This window comes from Cupriavidus sp. SW-Y-13 (assembly GCF_009793345.1).
Taxonomy (GTDB): domain Bacteria; phylum Pseudomonadota; class Gammaproteobacteria; order Burkholderiales; family Burkholderiaceae; genus Cupriavidus.
In genome coordinates this window covers 1074049-1091182 of sequence record NZ_WHLX01000002.1, presented here as the reverse complement: position 1 = coordinate 1091182, position 17134 = coordinate 1074049, and the positions used below count along the sequence as shown (strand labels likewise).

General features: G+C 64.6%; 15 protein-coding genes and 2 tRNA genes. 14 read left to right on the top strand and 3 right to left on the bottom strand.

The features are described from left to right. Positions 1-132 precede the first annotated feature (132 nt). From GA566_RS20580 to GA566_RS20570, 3 genes are all read right to left on the bottom strand, one after another. Complete coding sequence (locus tag GA566_RS20580) at positions 133-720, bottom strand: hypothetical protein (protein WP_137927165.1); 588 nt, start codon at positions 718-720, stop codon at positions 133-135. A gap of 156 nt (positions 721-876) precedes the next feature. Continuing rightward, on the bottom strand, positions 877-1155 hold the full coding sequence (locus GA566_RS20575; protein ID WP_137927164.1) for an amino acid ABC transporter permease: 279 nt from the start codon (positions 1153-1155) through the stop codon (positions 877-879). Between the two features lie 143 nt (positions 1156-1298). Further along, on the bottom strand, positions 1299-2213 hold the full coding sequence (locus GA566_RS20570) for an amino acid ABC transporter substrate-binding protein (RefSeq protein WP_160473882.1): 915 nt from the start codon (positions 2211-2213) through the stop codon (positions 1299-1301). 211 nt (positions 2214-2424) lie between these two features. On the opposite strand from GA566_RS20570, the gene GA566_RS20565 reads away from it, so the two are divergent. The 14 genes from GA566_RS20565 (at position 2425) to GA566_RS20500 (ending at position 17099) form a co-directional block, all read left to right on the top strand. Continuing rightward, the gene (locus GA566_RS20565; protein WP_160473881.1) at positions 2425-3552 is read left to right on the top strand and encodes an acyltransferase; all 1128 of its coding nucleotides are present in this window, start codon (positions 2425-2427) and stop codon (positions 3550-3552) included. 265 nt (positions 3553-3817) lie between these two features. Beyond that, positions 3818-5056: a GTP cyclohydrolase II gene (locus GA566_RS20560; RefSeq protein WP_160473880.1), complete on the top strand. Its 1239-nt coding sequence runs from the start codon at positions 3818-3820 to the stop codon at positions 5054-5056. Continuing rightward, complete coding sequence (locus GA566_RS20555) at positions 5053-6336, top strand: URC4/urg3 family protein (protein WP_137927160.1); 1284 nt, start codon at positions 5053-5055, stop codon at positions 6334-6336. Before GA566_RS20560 ends, GA566_RS20555 begins: the two co-directional genes overlap by 4 nt. Positions 6337-6467: 131 nt before the next feature. Further along, positions 6468-7145: a uracil phosphoribosyltransferase gene (gene upp / locus GA566_RS20550; RefSeq protein ID WP_137927159.1), complete on the top strand. Its 678-nt coding sequence runs from the start codon at positions 6468-6470 to the stop codon at positions 7143-7145. Beyond that, entirely contained in the window at positions 7142-7804 is a 663-nt protein-coding gene (locus GA566_RS20545; RefSeq protein WP_237380541.1) for a TetR/AcrR family transcriptional regulator, read from the top strand. Before upp ends, GA566_RS20545 begins: the two co-directional genes overlap by 4 nt. A gap of 81 nt (positions 7805-7885) precedes the next feature. Beyond that, positions 7886-8893 (top strand): BMP family protein, encoded by a 1008-nt coding sequence (locus GA566_RS20540; protein WP_370459334.1) that lies wholly within the window; start codon positions 7886-7888, stop codon positions 8891-8893. Positions 8894-8990: 97 nt separating this feature from the next. After that, positions 8991-10553: an ABC transporter ATP-binding protein gene (locus GA566_RS20535; protein ID WP_160473879.1), complete on the top strand. Its 1563-nt coding sequence runs from the start codon at positions 8991-8993 to the stop codon at positions 10551-10553. After that, complete coding sequence (locus GA566_RS20530) at positions 10543-11634, top strand: ABC transporter permease (RefSeq protein ID WP_137927157.1); 1092 nt, start codon at positions 10543-10545, stop codon at positions 11632-11634. Before GA566_RS20535 ends, GA566_RS20530 begins: the two co-directional genes overlap by 11 nt. After that, complete coding sequence (locus tag GA566_RS20525) at positions 11634-12584, top strand: ABC transporter permease (protein ID WP_202126847.1); 951 nt, start codon at positions 11634-11636, stop codon at positions 12582-12584. Before GA566_RS20530 ends, GA566_RS20525 begins: the two co-directional genes overlap by 1 nt. Before the next feature lie 29 nt (positions 12585-12613). Then, on the top strand, positions 12614-13894 hold the full coding sequence (locus GA566_RS20520) for an amidohydrolase family protein (RefSeq protein WP_160473878.1): 1281 nt from the start codon (positions 12614-12616) through the stop codon (positions 13892-13894). 103 nt (positions 13895-13997) lie between these two features. Beyond that, positions 13998-14084 (top strand) — tRNA-Leu (locus GA566_RS20515). Positions 14085-14486: 402 nt separating this feature from the next. Next, positions 14487-15248, top strand: coding sequence for a hypothetical protein (locus GA566_RS20510; protein ID WP_237380539.1), 762 nt, complete (start codon positions 14487-14489; stop codon positions 15246-15248). A 72-nt stretch (positions 15249-15320) separates the two neighbouring features. Further along, a tRNA-Arg gene (locus GA566_RS20505) sits at positions 15321-15397 on the top strand. 289 nt (positions 15398-15686) lie between these two features. Further along, positions 15687-17099 carry a DUF1254 domain-containing protein gene (locus GA566_RS20500; RefSeq protein ID WP_160473877.1) on the top strand — a complete coding sequence of 471 codons (1413 nt, stop codon included), beginning with the start codon at positions 15687-15689 and terminating at the stop codon, positions 17097-17099. Positions 17100-17134 lie beyond the last annotated feature (35 nt).

Here is a 17134-nt window from a genome sequence, read left to right as displayed (position 1 = left end):
GTGCGAGCGGGTGCAAGACCGTAGCGCCGCCTGGGAAACCAGGTCCCACCTGGAGTGGGAAGTCTGCAGCGATGCAGATAGAGAACCCCGCCTACGACGGCTGCCTCCGGGCAGCCGTCGGTCTTTGTGGCGTCACGCTTTGATTGTTCTGCCTTCGTAGGCCGCTTTCAACAGCGTGTGCAGCCTTACCTTTCGGCCGTTTCTCTGTGAGGCGGACAAACCGTCGTCCAACGGGTAGGCCGACTGCAAACGCATGATCAAGCGAGCTTTGCGTCGTCTGTCGCGTTCCACGCTGAAGAACGCGGCGTAGATCGAATCCAAACCTTCCTCTGACCGCACGCGCCATGTCATGAAGTTGCGGTTCCGGCCGCCGGCACAAACAATATGTTGCTTCGGCAGGTGTAGAACCATCTGGCGCAAATAGCGACGCGAAAGCCAATAGCGCAGTGGATCGAGAACACGGATTTCGCGATTGTCCCGGTAAATTTCCTCCGGTGGTATCAACTCTTGTGAGCGTGTATCCGCGCCAAGGCTGCGAGAAAAGCAATGGCACGAGAAGAGAACGATCACCGTAGCCTCGAAGCCGATGTCCGACCTAAACGCAAACGAATCCAGATGGCGCAGATCCCAGTGCGAATCCTGGAATCGGACAGTTGGAAAGCACTGATGGCACTCTTTGGGTGGCTCAACTTCTTGCAAACATGCCTCGTCTTCGCCCATAACAGTGGTTGCTTCGCATGTGAAAGAAGCGACCCATTTTAGGCAGAACGACTCTGCTTGAACCGCTCTGATGCAGTTTGAGGCACAAAATGAGAAAGGAGCCCAAAGGCTCCTTTTTTGTTGCAGTCCGATTGCCTCAACAATCGGTTGTCTGTCTTAATTCGCCGGTGCAGCCTTCTTCGTTTCCTTCTTGGCCTTCGGCTTCTTCGGGGCGGCGGACTGGTCAGTCAGGTCGGCACGGGTGCTCTTGTTCGCGCCCTGCGAATACGGGTCGAACTTGTCGCCGGACTTGGCGCCCTGGCTGTACGTGTCGAACTTCTCGCCTGCCTTGGCGCCTTGCGAATACGGGTCGAAGGACTTCTTGTCCTGGGCAATGGCCGTCACGGAAGCGGCGGCGAGACCCAGCGCGATGGCGGTGGCGATGACTTTCTGCATGGTGTTTCTCCTGAGTTTGCCGCTTTCCGGCGGTTCGCGTTATGCACGATGTACCGGAAGGTAGATCGCGCCCAAGCCAGTGTGGACAACGGTGGATGGGCCGTCAACTCAGGAGTTCTCCGGGGGTTGTGCCCCGGAAATGCTTACTCCGTCACAGCGTCCGACGGATGCTTCCAGGCGTTGACCACTTCGGCGGATGGGGCCAGGGCCAGGTTGGTGCCGCGCGCGCCAATGGGCTGCTGGAACCAGCGCTTTTGCAGCGCCGAGGCGTCCGGGCTGGCGAATGTCCTGGCCAGTGTCTGGTCGACCAGTTGCTTCCAGGCCGGATCGGCCTTCGAGAGCATTAGCGCGTTCTGTTCCACCGACAGCGCCGGGCCGACGATCACATATTGCGAGGGATCTTTCGACTTGGCGCGCAGGCCGGCCAGCAGCACATCGTCCATGACGAATGCCTGGGCGCGGCCGGTTTCCAGCAGCAGGAACGATTCGCCATGATCCTTGGCGTAGACGTCATGAAAGCCATATTCGCCCTTGAGGCGGCGAACGTGGCGGTCGCCCGTGGAGCCAGCGCTGGTGACCACGGTCTTGCCGCGCAGGTCGTCGAACGACTTGATGCCCGAATCGGCACGGACCAGCATGCGCACGGTAGAGACATAGTGCGACACGCTGAATGCCACCTGCTTCTGGCGCTCCAGCGTATTGGTATTCGGCGCGCAATCCAGATCGACAAGGCCGTTCACCACGGTAGGCACGCGGTTCTGCGGCGTCAGCGGAAGCCAGCGCACCTTCAGATCCTTGAGCCCGAGCTTCTGCTTGGCGGCCTCCGCCACGCGCAGGCACAGGTCCACTGCGTAGCCAGCCGGCTGGCCTTTGTCGTCACCGAACGAGAACGGCAGCGCCGATTCGCGGTAGCCGAGCGTAATCGTGCCGGTGTCGCGGATCTTGTCGAGGACCGGGGTTTGCGACGGCTGCGCCTGGGCGGCGGGCAGCAGCACGGCGGCAAGCGCGACGCTGGCGAGCAGGCGTTGCAGGGCAGTCGGGAGGGCGGAGAGCAGCATGGGTTCAGGAGCGAGTGCAGGCAAAGACGCGAGGGTATACCCGGCGGTGGCTGCCCCAAACAACTGTTTTCTTATGAGCTAATGCGCCATTCCGGTGCGCGCGCCGACCGTTGTGGCCGTATCAAATGCTTACCGGCGTTACGCCCGATGTCGATTCCGGGCGCACCAATCCGGTTACAATCGCGCCCACTTTGTACCTTTTACATAACAAATGGGCCCCCGTCCTTCCCGTCTGGCTTGCGTCGACGCACTGAAGGCGGTCAGCTCGCAGCTGATCGTATTGCATCACCTGGCGTTCTACGGACCGATGTCGGACGCCGCCCAGTCGCTGGCGCCTGGCCTGATTGGCTGGCTAGCCGACTACGCGCGCATTGCGGTCCAGGTCTTCCTTGTCATCAGTGGATTCCTTGCCGCCCGTAGCCTGGCGCCGGGCGGCGTCCTGACCCTGGAAAGTCCACTGGCTGCCTTGTGGCGCCGTTACCAGAAGCTTGTGGTGCCGTATGCCTTCGCGATTGTCGTGGCGATCGTCGGTGCCGCCATCGCGCGCGCATGGATGCATCATGACTCGATTCCGGCTGCGCCGGAACTGGCGCAGTTCGTCGCCCATATCCTGTTGCTGCACAACATTCTGGACGTGGACGCGCTGTCGGCGGGTGTCTGGTATATCGCCATCGACCTGCAACTCTTTGCGCTGCTGGTGATGGCGCTGTGGCTGGCGCGCGGGGTGTCTCGCCAGTGGCTCTCGCTTGGCGTGCCGATCGTGGCGGTGCTGGCCGCGGCTTCGCTGTTCTGGTTCAACCGCGATGCCCATTGGGACATCTGGGCGGTCTACTTCTTCGGTGCGTACGGCCTGGGCGCCCTGGCTTTCTGGGCATCGAGCCCGGGGCGTTCGCTGCTGCCGCTGGTATTCCTGGCTGCGATGGGTGTGGCGGCACTGGCGGTGGACTTCCGGCTGCGAATTGCCGTGGCGCTGGCTACCGCGCTGCTACTGGCGCTGGCGCGCCGGGGTGGATGGATGGAGCACTGGGGGTCCGGCGGTCTGTCCGCACGATGGTTTGCGCGCTTGTCGGCCCGTTTCGGCGCCATCTCCTATTCGGTGTTCCTGGTGCATTTCCCGGTGTGCCTGGTCGTCAATGCCATCGTGTTCCATCTTGCACCGGGCCAGCCGTGGTGGAATGCCCTGGGCATGGCCGTCGCGTGGGGCGCCAGCAACGTGGCCGGTGCCGTGTTCCACCGTTATGTGGAGTCAGCCGATCCGATCCGGGCAGTTGTGGCATGGCTCATCGCTGGCTCGCCAGCGCGCAGCAAGACAGGGATCGAAGAGCGCGCGGGCGGCTGACGCGGCGGCTTCGGGAAGGAAAACGGCACGTCTCGCGGCGTGCCGTTTTTCTTTTGAGGTTCAGGATTCGGTGCGCGTGCACCGCGATGTACCGTGTCCGCCACAGGTGGGTGCCCGTCTTGCACAGGCGCGGTGCGTACGGGATGCCACTAACGGTAACAACCCCAGTTGGGCGTTGGCATGATGGTTGCCTAGTATGGACATATAAACCTGACCATCTGGTCAGGATTCAGGTACCGGTCCATACCCGGAAGACGAGGCTGCCATGTCCGATCACATCGTCCTGACTTCGCACGCGCGGCGCGACAAGCCCGCCGAGGCCATTCACTGGGGTGCCTCCACGGCGGCGGAGCGCGGACCTGTGATTGCCAGCCTGACCGACCCCGCGCAGCGCAACGTGATCGGCACCCATTCGGGCGCCTATGCCATCTATCGTGCGTTGGCCGTTGCCTCGGGTACGCTGCCGCGCGGGCACCGGCCGGACCTGACCGATACCGCGCCGGCCGAGGCCATCGGCCCGCACGCGCAATGGGGCGACCCGGACAAGATTGTTTCGCTGGACCCCTGGGGCCATCTGGTCTCCACGGTGTTTGCCGACCGCATCACGGCGGGTGTCGATATCCGTCCCACCATCGCAGTTACCCGCGCACATATCAACATGCCCGAACTGGTGGCGGGCATTGCTGCGGGCCGGCTCAAGCCCGATGGCGACATCCTCCATGCCAACGGCGATGTGCGCGTGACCAAGGCCGCCATCGATCCGGTCTGGTACCTGCCCGGCATCGCGCGCCGCTTCGACATCAAGGAAAGCATCCTGCGCCGCAGCCTGTTCGAGCAGACCGGCGGCATGTTTCCGGAACTCGTGACGCGACCCGACCTGAAAGTCTTCCTGCCCCCCATCGGTGGCATGACGCTGTATTTCGTCGGCGATGTGAGCAAGCTGGGACAGCCGGAGACCCGCGTGGCCTGCCGCGTGCACGACGAATGCAACGGTTCCGATGTCTTCGGCTCGGACATCTGCACGTGCAGACCTTATCTGGCCCACGGTATCGAAGTGTGTATCGAGATGGCGCAACAGGGTGGCGTAGGCCTGGTGGTCTATAACCGGAAGGAGGGCCGCGCGCTGGGCGAGGTGACCAAGTTCCTGGTCTACAACGCCCGCAAGCGCCAGGTGGGCGGTGACCGCGCAGAAACCTACTTCGCGCGCACCGAATGCGTGGCAGGCGTGCAGGACATGCGGTTCCAGGAGCTGATGCCCGATGTCTTCCACTGGCTCGGCATCAAGCGGATCGACCGCTGGGCCTCGATGAGCAACATGAAGCATGGCGCGCTGACGGCGCAGGGGATCGAGGTGGTGGAGCAGGTGGCCATCCCCGAGGCGCTGATCCCGGCTGACGCGCGCGTGGAAATCGATGCGAAGGTGGCGGCGGGTTACTTCACCAGTCTCACGCCGCCGGACGCCAACGAACTGGCCCTGGCCAAGGGCAGGGGGTTGAACGAATGACCGAGTATGCCGAAGGGGAAACCCGCGGCTGGCACACGCCCGTGCCCGCCGAACATCCCGCCTCCGTATTGCTGAGCGGGGAAGCGGTGCGTACGCACTGCGCGGTGGTGACCGAATTCGTCGCGTCGGGCGAATCGGAGCTGTTCACATGGCATCCCGACCGCGTGGCAGCCATTGCCGATTACGTGGCCGGGACGATCAAGCGCCGCTATCCGGACCTGAAGGTGCCGTATCACAGCCGCTGGCGACACTTCGAGAGCGGCGGGCCGGGTAACGATGCGATCAACCGCTGGCAGATCCTGTGCGAGCGGGCGGGCATGACCGGGGCCGATCATTGCGCCGACCGCGCCCGTATCGGCATCGACCTCGTGATCCCCAGCGTGCTGCTCGACGCCGGGGCCGGGCCGGACTGGCGTTATCGCGATCCGGCCAGCGACATGATGCTGACGCGCTCCGAAGGTCTCGGTGTGGCCAGTTTCGATCTCTTCGCGCGTGGCGGCTTCTCGGCCGAGATGGGCGATCCGCTGCGCGCGGACGCCGAGCGCCTGGCGTCGATCGACGCCTCCACCATTGCCACGGCCTTTCAGGTGGCCCAGCACAATCCGCTGGTTGGCCTCGAAGGACGGGCCGGCCTGCTGCGTCGACTGGGCGAGGTCATGCAGGCCACGCCCGCCGTGTTCGGCACGCCGGCGCGGCTGGGCAACCTGTTCGATTACCTGAGCAGCCATGCGCAGGATGGACGCATCGAAGCGGCCTTCGTATTGCGCACGCTGCTGGTGGCGCTCGGTCCGGTGTGGCCGGGACGCGTGCAGGTAGAGGGTGTGTCGCTGGGCGACTGCTGGCGGCATCCGGCGGCGCCGGGCGGGCTGGTGCCATTCCACAAGCTCACGCAGTGGCTGACTTATTCGCTGCTGGAGCCGCTGGAAGATGGCGGGCTGACGGTCACAGGACTCGACGCGCTGACCGGGCTACCGGAGTACCGTAACGGCGGACTGCTCTACGACTTCGAACTCACCGTGCCGCGCGATGCCGAATTTGCCGCTCGTACGCATACCGTGGACGAGCCCGAGATCGTGGAATGGCGCGCGCTGACCGTGACCGGTCTCGATCTCGTGGCCGACGCCGTGCGGCAGGCGCTGGGCATCAGCGCCGCCGATTTTCCGCTGGCGCGCGTGCTGGAGGGTGGCACATGGGCGGCGGGGCGTCGCGTTGCCGCACAGCGCCGGGCACCGGGCGGGCCGCCGCCATTCGCGATCCAGAGCGACGGCACCGTGTTCTAGAACATACCGGCCTCTCGCGGGAGCCAGCGCGCGGGAAACCAGGTTTGCAGGCAGCCGGCACGGCGGGCCAATGACCCGCTGCGCCAGGTTTCACTGAATTGTCAGAACCCAGAATCGCCAGGGAGCGCACCATGACCGATATGTCGAACGCAGCCATCGCAGCCGAAGCGGGCACGGCACCGCCTGCCGTGATGGTCGTCAATCATCCGCTGGTGCAGCACAAGGTCACGCTGGTGCGCAGCGAGGACACTACCACTGACAACTTCCGCCGCCTGGTGCGAGAGATCAGCCAGTTGCTGACCTACGAGGCCACGCGCGACCTGGCCATGGAGACCATCGCCATCAAGACGCCCATCGCGCCGATGCAGTCGCCGGTGCTGTCGGGCAAGAAGCTCTGCCTGGTGTCGATCCTGCGTGCAGGCAACGGCTTTCTCGATGGCATGCTCGACCTGCTGCCCGCCGCGCGCGTGGGCCATATCGGCCTGTACCGCGACCCCGAGACGCTGGAGCCGATCGAGTACTACTTCAAGATGCCCGAAGATATCGAGGAACGCTTCGTGATCGTGGTGGACCCGATGCTGGCCACGGGCAACTCCGCCATCGCGGCCATCAACCGGCTCAAGGAGGCGGGCGTGACCGGCATGAAGTACGTGTGTCTGATCGCTTCGCGTCCCGGGCTGACCGCGCTGCGTGCGGCGCATCCCGACGTGGGCATCGTCACCGCCGCCATCGACGAGGAGCTGAACGAGCACGGCTACATCGTGCCGGGCCTTGGCGATGCCGGCGACCGGCTGTACGGCACCAAATGATGGACGCGCTGGCACGCGTGCCGGTGGCGCGCGAATCCGGTGGGCGGATCCGGCAGGAGAACGAGGCGCTGATCCTGCGCGCGGCGGAGCACGTGTTCGCGCGCGCGGGGTTTGCCGGGGCCACGATGGCCGACATTGCGCTGCGCGCTGGCGTGCCGAAATCGAACCTGCACTACTACTTCCGCACCAAGCAGGCGTTATATCGCGCGGTGCTGGCGCATACGCTGCAACTCTGGCTGTCCGAGACCGACATCATCAGCGCCGATCACGCGCCGCGTCGCGCGCTGGAGCAGTACATCCGCGCCAAGATGCGGCTGTCGGCCAGTCATCCCGATGCCTCGCGTGTCTTCGCCAATGAACTGCTGCACGGTGCGCCCGAGATCGGCAACGTGTTGCGCGAAGCGCTGCATGAACTGGTGGCGCAGAAGGCCCGGGTCATCCGCGCATGGATCGATGGCGGGCAGATGGCGCCCGTCGATCCGTATCACCTGTTCTTCACGATATGGGCCGCCACGCAGACCTATGCCGATTTCGATGCGCAGGTTTGCGCTGTGCTCGGCGTGAGCCAGCTCGATGCCGACGATTTCGAGCGCGCCACCGAGCATCTGGTAGCGCTGCTGCTGCGTGGCTGCGGGCTCCACGAAGCGGAACTGGCCTGAGCCGCGCAAGTTCTCGAAGAAGTTTCCAAACAAGTTTTCAAAGCATTCCAACGTCACACAATGCAAAAGGGGAGTGAAGTCATGCACATGGGAAGCGATCGCCGTCACTGGATGAAGGCGCTGGCGGCAACTGCCGCGCTGGCCGGGTTGGGTCTGTCGCCGCTGGCGCACGCGCAGTCGAAGATCAAGGTGGCAGCGGTCTATACGGTGCCGGTGGAGCAGCAGTGGGTATCGCGCATCCACAAGGCGCTGAACGAGGCCAAGGCGCGTGGCGAGATCGACTACGTGTTTTCGGAGAGCGTCTCGAACGCCGACTACGAACGCGTGCTGCGCCAGTATGCCGAGCAGGGTTCGGGACTGATCCTCGGCGAATCGTTTGCCGTGGAAGGTGCCGCCCGCAAGGTAGCCAAGGACTATCCGAAGACGGCCTTCCTGATGGGCTCGTCGGGCAAGCCGCAGGCGCCCAACTTCTCGGTATTCGATAACTACATCCAGGAGCCGTCGTACCTCACCGGCATGATCGCGGGCGGCATGACCAAGACCAACCACATCGGCATGGTCGGCGGCTACGCCATCCCCGAAGTGAACCGGCTGATGCACGCGTTCATGGAAGGCGCGCGCGAGGTGAATCCGAAGGTGAAGTTCACCGTGAGCTTCATCGGCTCGTGGTTCGATCCGCCCAAGGCCAAGGAAGCGGCCTTCGCCATGATCGACAAGGGCGCGGACGTGCTCTACGCGGAGCGCTTCGGCGTGTCGGATGCCGCCAAGGAGCGCGGCAAGCTGGCCATCGGCAACGTGATCAACACCCAGCCGCAATATCCTGCCACGGTGGTGGCGTCAGCGCTCTGGAATATGGAGCCGACTGTTGCGGCGGCACTTGCCAAGGTCAAGGCCGGCCAGTTCAAGAACGAGGACTACGGCCAGTATTCGCTGATGAAATTCAAGGGTGCCGAACTGGCGCCGCTGGGCACGTTCGAGAGCAAGGTGCCGGCGGATCTGATGACAAAGGTGCGCGCAAAGGAAAAAGCGATTCTCGACGGCAAGTTCGCGGTCAAGGTCGTGGAGACCGAACCGAAGTCAACGCCGTGATGGCGATGCCTTGATCCGCCTTTCTTGATTGTCTCTGCCCCGTTCCGTGCAGGTGTGCATGTGAACGGGGCATCTTCTATTTGCTGACGAACATTAGATGTCCCAGGTTTCTCCGCCGGTTCTCCGGCTATCCCATATCAGCAAGCGCTTCGGCTCACTGGTGGCGAACGACGATATCTCGCTCGATCTCCATCGCGGCGAGGTGCTGGCGCTGCTCGGCGAGAACGGCGCCGGCAAGAGCACGCTCGTCAATATCCTGTTCGGCCACTACACGGCCGATGCGGGCAGCGTCGACGTGGATGGCACGCCGCTGCCACCCGGCAACCCGCGCGCGGCGTTGGCCGCAGGCGTGGGCATGGTGCATCAGCATTTCACGCTGGCCGACAACCTGTCCGTGCTCGACAACATCGTGATCGGCACCGAGTCGCTCTGGCAACCACGCCAGCGGCGACGTGCCGCGCTCGCGCGGATACAGGATCTGGCTGCGCGCTTCGGACTGGCGGTGCAGCCGCATGCCAAAGTGGGATCGCTCTCCGTTGGCGAACGCCAGCGCGTGGAAATCATCAAGGCGCTGTATCGCGGCGCGCGCGTGCTGATCCTCGATGAACCGACTGCGGTGCTGACGCCGCAAGAGGTGGAGAGTCTGTTCGGCACGCTCAACCAGTTGATTGCCGAAGGACTGGCGGTGATCTTCATCAGCCACAAGCTGGACGAGGTCTTGCGGGTGTCGCATCGCGTGGCTGTGCTGCGTGGTGGCCGACTGGTGGCGACCCTGGCAGCGCAGGGCACCAGCAAGCCCGAACTGGCCGAGCTGATGGTGGGCCGGCGCGTGGAAATGCCCGCGCGAACCACAACAACTGCCAGTGACAGGGTGATTGCTTCGCTCGACCGCGCGAGCGTGGCAGCGGCGGGCCGCATGGGCCTGCACGATATCTCGCTCGATCTGCATGCCGGTGAGATCGTCGGCATCGCCGGGGTGTCCGGTAACGGACAAGTCGCGCTGGCCGAGTTGATGAGCGGCATGGCAAGTCCATCCACGGGTCGCGTGACCTTGCATGGCGATGCGTTGCCCGCGCAGCCCAGACGCTGGATCGGCGCGGGCGTGGCGCGTATCCCGGAAGATCGCCACGCCGAAGGCGCGGTAGGCGACCTTGCTGTCTGGGAGAACGCCATTGCCGAGCAACTGAGCAATGAGACGTTTGTACGCGCAGGCGTGATCCGCCGTGCGGCGGCCCGTCGCTTTGCGGGCGAACTGGTGAGCCGGTTCGATGTGCGCGGCGGCGGCATCGACGTCCCCACGCGCGCGCTGTCCGGCGGCAATATGCAGAAACTGATTCTGGGGCGTGCGCTGTCCGTGCGTGGCGCGGAAACACCTCGGCTAGTGGTCGCAAGTCAGCCGACCTGGGGACTCGATATCGGCGCGGTGGCGTATGTCCATCGCCAGTTGCTCGAAGCGGCAGCGGCGGGTGCCGCCGTGCTGCTGATCTCCGAAGATCTGGATGAATTGATGGCGTTGTCCGATCGCATCGCCGTGATGCATGCGGGGCATCTGACCGCCGCGCGACCGACATCCGCATGGACGCTGGCATCACTGGGCCTCGCGATGGCCGGTGCCGACAGCGCGAATCGCAACGATGCGGAGGTGGCCCATGCGGCTTGAAGCCCGAACCTCCGTGTCGCGCAGCGCGCTCGTAGTGGCACCGCTGGCCGCTATCGTCGTGACGCTGCTGATCTGCGCAATCCTCGTGGCGTTTGCCGGCGCTCCCGTCGGCAAAGCCTATCTGCTGCTGCTGGAAGGTGGCTTCGGCTCGCGCTTTGCGTGGTCGGAGACGCTGACGCGCGCCACGCCGTTGATCCTCACTGGATTGGCGGTGGCCGTGGCCTTCCGCACGCGCCTGTTCAATATCGGCGCCGAAGGGCAGCTCTATCTCGGCGCGCTCGCCGCCGTGGCGGTGGGCGGGCAGGTCGATGGTGCGGCGGCGCCCTGGGCGGCGTCGCTGCCCAATGGCGTGCTGTTTGGCTTGATGGTGGCTGCAGGCATGTTGGCCGGCGCACTGTTGCTGCTCTTGCCCGCAGTGCTCAAGATGCGGCTCGGCGTGGATGAAGTGGTTACCACGCTGCTGCTGAATTTCATCGTGCTGCTGGCGGTATCGGCCATGCTCGATGGACCGATGAAAGACCCGCTCGCCATGGGCTGGCCGCAATCTGTGGCACTGGTGCCGGAGCTGGAACTCTCGCGATTGATGGAGCGGTCGCGTGTCCATGCGGGCTTGCTGATGGCGCTCGCGCTGGCGGTGCTCGTCTGGGCCATCAACCGCTTCACCGTGTTCGGCTTGCAGATGCGTGCCGTGGGCGCCAACGCGCGCGCGGCGGCATTCGCGGGCATGCCCGTGGCACGCGTTACGCTGCTGGCGGCGGCGCTGTCCGGTGCACTGGCGGGGCTGGCCGGTGTGGTAGAGGTGGCAGGGCGCACCGGTTACCTGACACTCGATATGTCGCCCGGCTACGGCTATACGGGGGTGGTGATCGCCATGCTGGCGGGACTGCATCCGATAGGCGTCGTGGCCTCGGCGGTATTTGTGGCCGGCATTCTGGTGGGTGCCGATGGCATGAGCCGCGCGGTGGGTGTGCCGAACGCAATCGCCGATGTCATCGTGGCGGTGGCGCTGCTGTCGATGCTGGTGGCGACGATGCTTACGCGCTATCGCGTCCGTTTCGACCGCATGGGGAAGGTGGCCTGATGGAACTGTTCGATATTCTGGCCGGCGCCCCGTTCTGGATCGCCGTGCTGCGCGTGGCCACGCCGCTGATCTTTGGCACGCTTGGCGTATTGCTGTGCGAGCGGGCGGGCGTGCTGAACCTCGGCATCGAGGGAATCATGGTGGCCGGCGCGTTCTCCGGCTGGCTGGCGGTGTACCAGGGCATGCCGCTCTGGGGTGGCGTGGCCGTGGCGGCGGGCGTGGGGCTGTGCCTCGGCCTGCTGCACGGCTGGCTGACGGTGTCGATGGCGCTGTCGCAGCATGTGGCAGGGCTCGGCGTGACGATGCTGGCGACGAGCGTGTCCTACTACGCCTATCGGCTTGGCTTCGCGCAGGTCTCGTCGCCGCCCACGATCACACCGTTTGCGCCGATGACGTGGTGGCAGGACGTGCCGTTCATTGGTCCCGTCATGGCCGCCGAGACCGCGCTGACGCTGCTGGCCCTGCTGATGGCACCGCTGCTGGCATGGCTGCTCTATCGCACGCCGCTGGGGCTGGCCGTGCGCATGGTCGGCGAGAACCCGGCTGCGGCCGAAGGGCAGGGCATTCGCGTCAATGCAGTACGTATCGGCGCGATCATGGCGGGTTCCGCGCTGATGGCGATTGGCGGCGCGTTCCTGACGCTATCAGCCTTCAACGCGTTCTTCTTCAACATGATCAACGGACGCGGCTGGATCTGCGTGGCGCTGGTGGTGTTCGCGTCGTGGCGTCCCGGTCGGGCATTGCTCGGCGCGGTGCTGTTCGCTGCGTTCGATGCGCTGCAACTGCGTCTCCAGCAGGGCGGTGCCAGCCTGCCGGGCCTGCCCACGCTGCCGTATCAGGTCTACCTGATGCTTCCCTATATCCTGTCGATCGTTGCCCTGATCCTGGTGGCGCGGCGCGCGGCCTATCCGCAGGCACTGATGAAGCCGTACCGCAAGGGCGAGCGCTGACCCGAACCGATAACAAAGAGACCTTCCCCATGTTCGATACCATCCTGCGCCACTGCAACCTGCCCGACGGGCGTGCCGATATCGATATCGGCATGACCGGCGGCAAGATCGCTGCCGTGGCGCCGCAACTGCCAGGCACCGCTGGCGAAGAAATCGATGCCGGCGGGCAGCTTGTATCGCCGCCGTTCGTCGATGCGCATTTCCATATGGATTCCACGCTGTCGTACGGCCTGCCGCGCGTAAATCAATCCGGCACGCTGCTCGAAGGCATTGCGCTGTGGGGCGAACTCAAGCCGCTGCTGGTGCAGGAGGCCATCGTCGAGCGTGCGTTGGCCTATTGCGACTGGGCGGTGGCCAAGGGCCTGCTGGCGATCCGCTCGCACGTAGACATCTGCGATCCGCGCCTGCTGGCCACCGAGGCGCTGCTGCATGTGCGCGAGCGCGTGAAGCCCTATCTCGATCTGCAACTGGTGGCGTTTCCGCAGGACGGCGTGCTGCGCGCACCGGGCGCGCTCGACAACCTGCGCCGTGCGCTGGATATGGGCGTGGACGTGGTGGGTGGCATTCCGCATTTCGAGCGGACCATGGCGGACGGCGCGGCCTCGGTCAAGCTGCTCTGCGAGGAAGCGGCCAACCGGGGCCTGCGCGTGGACATGCACTGCGACGAGAGCGACGATCCGCTGTCGCGCCATATCGAAACGCTGGCGAGTGAATCGGTGCGGCTCGGGCTGCAAGGGCGCGTGACGGGCTCGCACCTGACGTCGATGCACTCGATGGACAACTACTACGTGTCCAAGCTGCTGCCGTTGATGAAAGAGGCCGGCGTGGCGGCCATCGCCAATCCGCTGATCAACATCACGCTGCAAGGCCGGCACGACACCTACCCGAAACGTCGCGGCATGACGCGCGTGCCCGAAATGCTTGCCGCCGGCATCCCCGTGGCCTTCGGGCATGACTGCGTGATGGACCCGTGGTACGGCCTGGGTTCGGGCGACATGCTGGAGGTGGCGCACATGGGTCTGCACGTGGCCCAGATGACCGGGCAGGAAGGGATTCGTGCCTGCTTCTCGGCGGTGACCGAAACGCCGGCAAAGATCCTCGGTCTTGAAGGCTACGGCCTGGAACCAGGCTGCCGCGCGGACCTTGTGCTGCTGCAGGCCGGCAACGCCGTGGAAGCGATCCGGCTGCGCGCCACGCGGCTGCTGGTGATGCGCGCCGGCAAGGTCATCGCCCGCACGACACCAGCCACGGCCACGCTATCGCTGCCGGAACGCCCGGGCCAAGTCGATTTCCGGTTACATCGGCAATGAGTTCTGGAATTTGTCGAGGCTCGGATAAAAAGCTGTTGACAGATGTGACGATCCTTCTTAAGATCTCGTTCTTCGCATCGCCGTAGCAATACAGCGAAACGAAGCCCAGATGGCGGAATTGGTAGACGCACTAGGTTCAGGTCCTAGCGGTGGCAACACTGTGGAGGTTCGAGTCCTCTTCTGGGCACCAAATTCAGAAAACCCCTGTTCGCAAGAACAGGGGTTTTTCCGTTTACGGTCGTGCCATTTGATACCCCCGACGGTTTTCTCCCCTCTCCCGCATCGCGGGAGAGGGGAGAAAACCGACAGCGGGGAGACCACCAAAAGCAGCTCCGCATTAACCCCACCGCAACCCGTTTCTCATCCCTCTGTCCGGCGGCCGATCCCACATTCGCAGCTAACGATCCGCAAGCCTTTGACCTATGCTCAAGCTGACCGGGCATGGTTCACACAACGCTCGGCAAGGGTGGTCATCATGTCCGTACTGTTGATGTGCGGAAGAGAGGAGAGCACCGGGCGTGAGTCCGGGCGGGGGTGCTGTGTGCCTGCGCATCCTTCGTATCATCCTGGTCTTCCCCTGTGCGTTGCGTTCATGTTGCTGGCCTGCGCGGTCGAGCATGCCCGGGCGTTTGCCGAAGCGCCGCCGTTCGGCGAGGCGCCGCCGCAGATCGAAGAGGCCGCATCACCCGCGCCCTTGCCAACTCCAGTCCAGGACGTGACGCTGTCCCTGGTTCCGCCCCGCATGGTGGTAGAGAACGACGAGCCGGATCTGCCGATTCCCGTGCATGCCTCGCGCATGCCTGAAGGACAGGTATCGGTCGATGTGGAGACGGTAACGATCAACCTGGCATCGATCGATCGCGTCGTGGAGCGTTTTCGCAGCGGGCCGCGTGATGCGGCGCTGCATATCGACGACAACTCTACAGGTTCCAATTTCGTGGACAGCCGTGTGCGCAGCATGGCGCTGGCATTTGACGCGCCGCTGTCGCGCAGCGGGCTGACCCTGCAACCGCGCGTGGAGATGGCCTATCGTCCTGGGTTGTCGCCGGTTCCCGGCAACTGGGACGCGCCCCCCGGCGAGAGCAGTGCCACGGGCCTGGCGGTGCGGCTCTACAACTCCCGGCCCACGCGGGTGAGCGGTGTCTATCCCTATGTCGAAGCCGACTGGTGGCAGGATAACCGTGCGCGCACCATCAACATCAACGGCACGCGTATCGACACCGACCTGCTGCGCGGACTGCTCTCGTTCAATGTGGGCGCGCAAAGCCGGTCGAACACAGGACTGAAGGTGTGGGTCAAGGCGCGGGCAGGACGCAATGCCGGGGGGACGGTGGGGGCACGATACCGCTGGTAGCGGCTTGAAAAAGATGGCGTGCAAAAAACACTTGCGCGCCGAATCAGTTTCTATATAATTCGGGCCTCGCGTGCGGCTGTAGCTCAGTTGGATAGAGTACTTGGCTACGAACCAAGGGGTCGTGGGTTCGAATCCTGCCAGCCGCGCCACCTATGCAGTGAGGAAGGGCTTCCGGAAACGGAAGCCCTTTTTCTTTACCGGATTTCTGCCCGACCCGTCCTCAACGTGCTGTTTTCGACACAGGTCCTCGCAGCCTCCGCCTCCGTTCCTACCATAGTGTTCGCTTTCCCCCCGAACCGACCGTCGGGGTCATTGACAGTGGACAACCCCCAGCCCATCATTCGTCCGGAATAGATGCGCCTCCGGAGCAACTCACGCGCCCCCAGTCGTTGTGACACGTTATTTCGGAAGGCCGCCACTCCAAAGGGAAACGGGGTCATGAACCGATCAATCCGCCAACTGGCAAGCGTGGTCGCGCTTGCCGTCTTGCTGTCCGCCTGCGCATCCGCACCCGAGCCGGTAGTCAAGGCGCCAGCTGCCGAACAGCCTCCTTCCGATCAGGCGATGAAATCGCTGTCGGCCGAGGTCTTCACCTTCGCGTATCCGCTCGTCCTGATGGATGTCACGCGAGAGGTGATGACAGCGCGGGTGCCGGTGAACACGTTCACGCACAAGCGTGTCTTTCCGGATGCTTCGTTTGCGGACGTGGTGAGTCCGAATGCCGATACGCTGTACTCCACGGCCTGGCTGGATGTGTCGAAGGAGCCCGTCGTCATGTCGGTGCCCGATACCGCCGGACGCTATTACGTCATGCAGATGCTCGATGCCTGGACCAACGTGTTCGCCTCACCGGGCAAGCGCACCACCGGCACCAAGCGCGGCGCGTTCGCGATCGTCGGGCCTGACTGGCAGGGCACGTTGCCGAAGGGCGTGCAGGAAATCCGCTCGCCCACGGACATAGTGTGGCTGATCGGCCGGATTCAGACCAACGGCAAGGCCGATTACGGCAACGTCCATCGCCTGCAGGACCAGTTCCGGCTGGTGCCGCTGTCCGCCTGGCGCAAGGGCACACGCAGCCTGCCGCCGGCCACGCCCCGCGCGACGCTGGTGGATACGGAAACGCCGCCGGTCGAGCAGGTGGCCGCCATGGACGCGCAGGCATATTTCAGCCGCCTGGCCTCTCTGCTGCAGGACAATCCGCCGTCCCCGGACGATGACGCCATGGTGGAGAAGATGCTGCGCATGGGTATCCGTCCCGGCGAGCCCTTCAAGACCACCGTGCTGGAACCGTCGACCGCGCGTGCCGTGCAGGAAGGTGCCACAGCGGCCCTGGCCACCGTGACGGCCAACGCGCGCAAGAGCGCTGCAGGCGGTTCGGGCTGGCGCGTGTCGCGCGATATGGGTGCCTATGGCATGGACTATGCGCGGCGCGCGGCCGTGGCGATGTTCGGGCTCGGCGCCAACCTGCCCGAGGACGCGATCTACCCGACGGCCCGTGCCGACGCCACGGGCCGTCCGTTCGATGGTGGCGCCCGCTACGTCATGCACTTCGAGAAAGGCCAGTTGCCGCCTGTGAAGGCGTTCTGGTCGCTGACGATGTACAACGACAAGCAGGCATTCGTCGGCAACGAACTGCAGCGCTACGCCATCGGCAGCCGCGACCGCCTGCGCTACAACCGCGATGGCTCGCTGGACATCTACATCCAGTACGAACGGCCGGCCCCGAACCAGATGGCCAACTGGTTGCCGGCGCCGCCCGACGGCTTCAACCTGATGATGCGCGCCTACTGGCCCGATCAGGTGCTGCTCGACGGCAAGTGGATGCCGCCGCCCGTGCAGCGCGTGAACTGATTCGTGCTGTAGTCTTCGCCGTGTCGACAAGGCCC

What these genes read in the sequence shown, in the direction of transcription:
- GA566_RS20580 (WP_137927165.1), bottom strand. Translation starts at nt 720, where the DNA reads ATGGGCGAAGACGAGGCATGTTTGCAAGAAGTTGAGCCACCCAAAGAG.
- GA566_RS20575 (WP_137927164.1), bottom strand. Translation starts at nt 1,155, where the DNA reads ATGCAGAAAGTCATCGCCACCGCCATCGCGCTGGGTCTCGCCGCCGCT.
- GA566_RS20570 (WP_160473882.1), bottom strand. Translation starts at nt 2,213, where the DNA reads ATGCTGCTCTCCGCCCTCCCGACTGCCCTGCAACGCCTGCTCGCCAGC.
- GA566_RS20565 (WP_160473881.1), top strand. Translation starts at nt 2,425, where the DNA reads ATGGGCCCCCGTCCTTCCCGTCTGGCTTGCGTCGACGCACTGAAGGCG.
- GA566_RS20560 (WP_160473880.1), top strand. Translation starts at nt 3,818, where the DNA reads ATGTCCGATCACATCGTCCTGACTTCGCACGCGCGGCGCGACAAGCCC.
- GA566_RS20555 (WP_137927160.1), top strand. Translation starts at nt 5,053, where the DNA reads ATGACCGAGTATGCCGAAGGGGAAACCCGCGGCTGGCACACGCCCGTG.
- upp (WP_137927159.1), top strand. Translation starts at nt 6,468, where the DNA reads ATGACCGATATGTCGAACGCAGCCATCGCAGCCGAAGCGGGCACGGCA.
- GA566_RS20545 (WP_237380541.1), top strand. Translation starts at nt 7,142, where the DNA reads ATGATGGACGCGCTGGCACGCGTGCCGGTGGCGCGCGAATCCGGTGGG.
- GA566_RS20540 (WP_370459334.1), top strand. Translation starts at nt 7,886, where the DNA reads ATGCACATGGGAAGCGATCGCCGTCACTGGATGAAGGCGCTGGCGGCA.
- GA566_RS20535 (WP_160473879.1), top strand. Translation starts at nt 8,991, where the DNA reads ATGTCCCAGGTTTCTCCGCCGGTTCTCCGGCTATCCCATATCAGCAAG.
- GA566_RS20530 (WP_137927157.1), top strand. Translation starts at nt 10,543, where the DNA reads ATGCGGCTTGAAGCCCGAACCTCCGTGTCGCGCAGCGCGCTCGTAGTG.
- GA566_RS20525 (WP_202126847.1), top strand. Translation starts at nt 11,634, where the DNA reads ATGGAACTGTTCGATATTCTGGCCGGCGCCCCGTTCTGGATCGCCGTG.
- GA566_RS20520 (WP_160473878.1), top strand. Translation starts at nt 12,614, where the DNA reads ATGTTCGATACCATCCTGCGCCACTGCAACCTGCCCGACGGGCGTGCC.
- GA566_RS20510 (WP_237380539.1), top strand. Translation starts at nt 14,487, where the DNA reads ATGTTGCTGGCCTGCGCGGTCGAGCATGCCCGGGCGTTTGCCGAAGCG.
- GA566_RS20500 (WP_160473877.1), top strand. Translation starts at nt 15,687, where the DNA reads ATGAACCGATCAATCCGCCAACTGGCAAGCGTGGTCGCGCTTGCCGTC.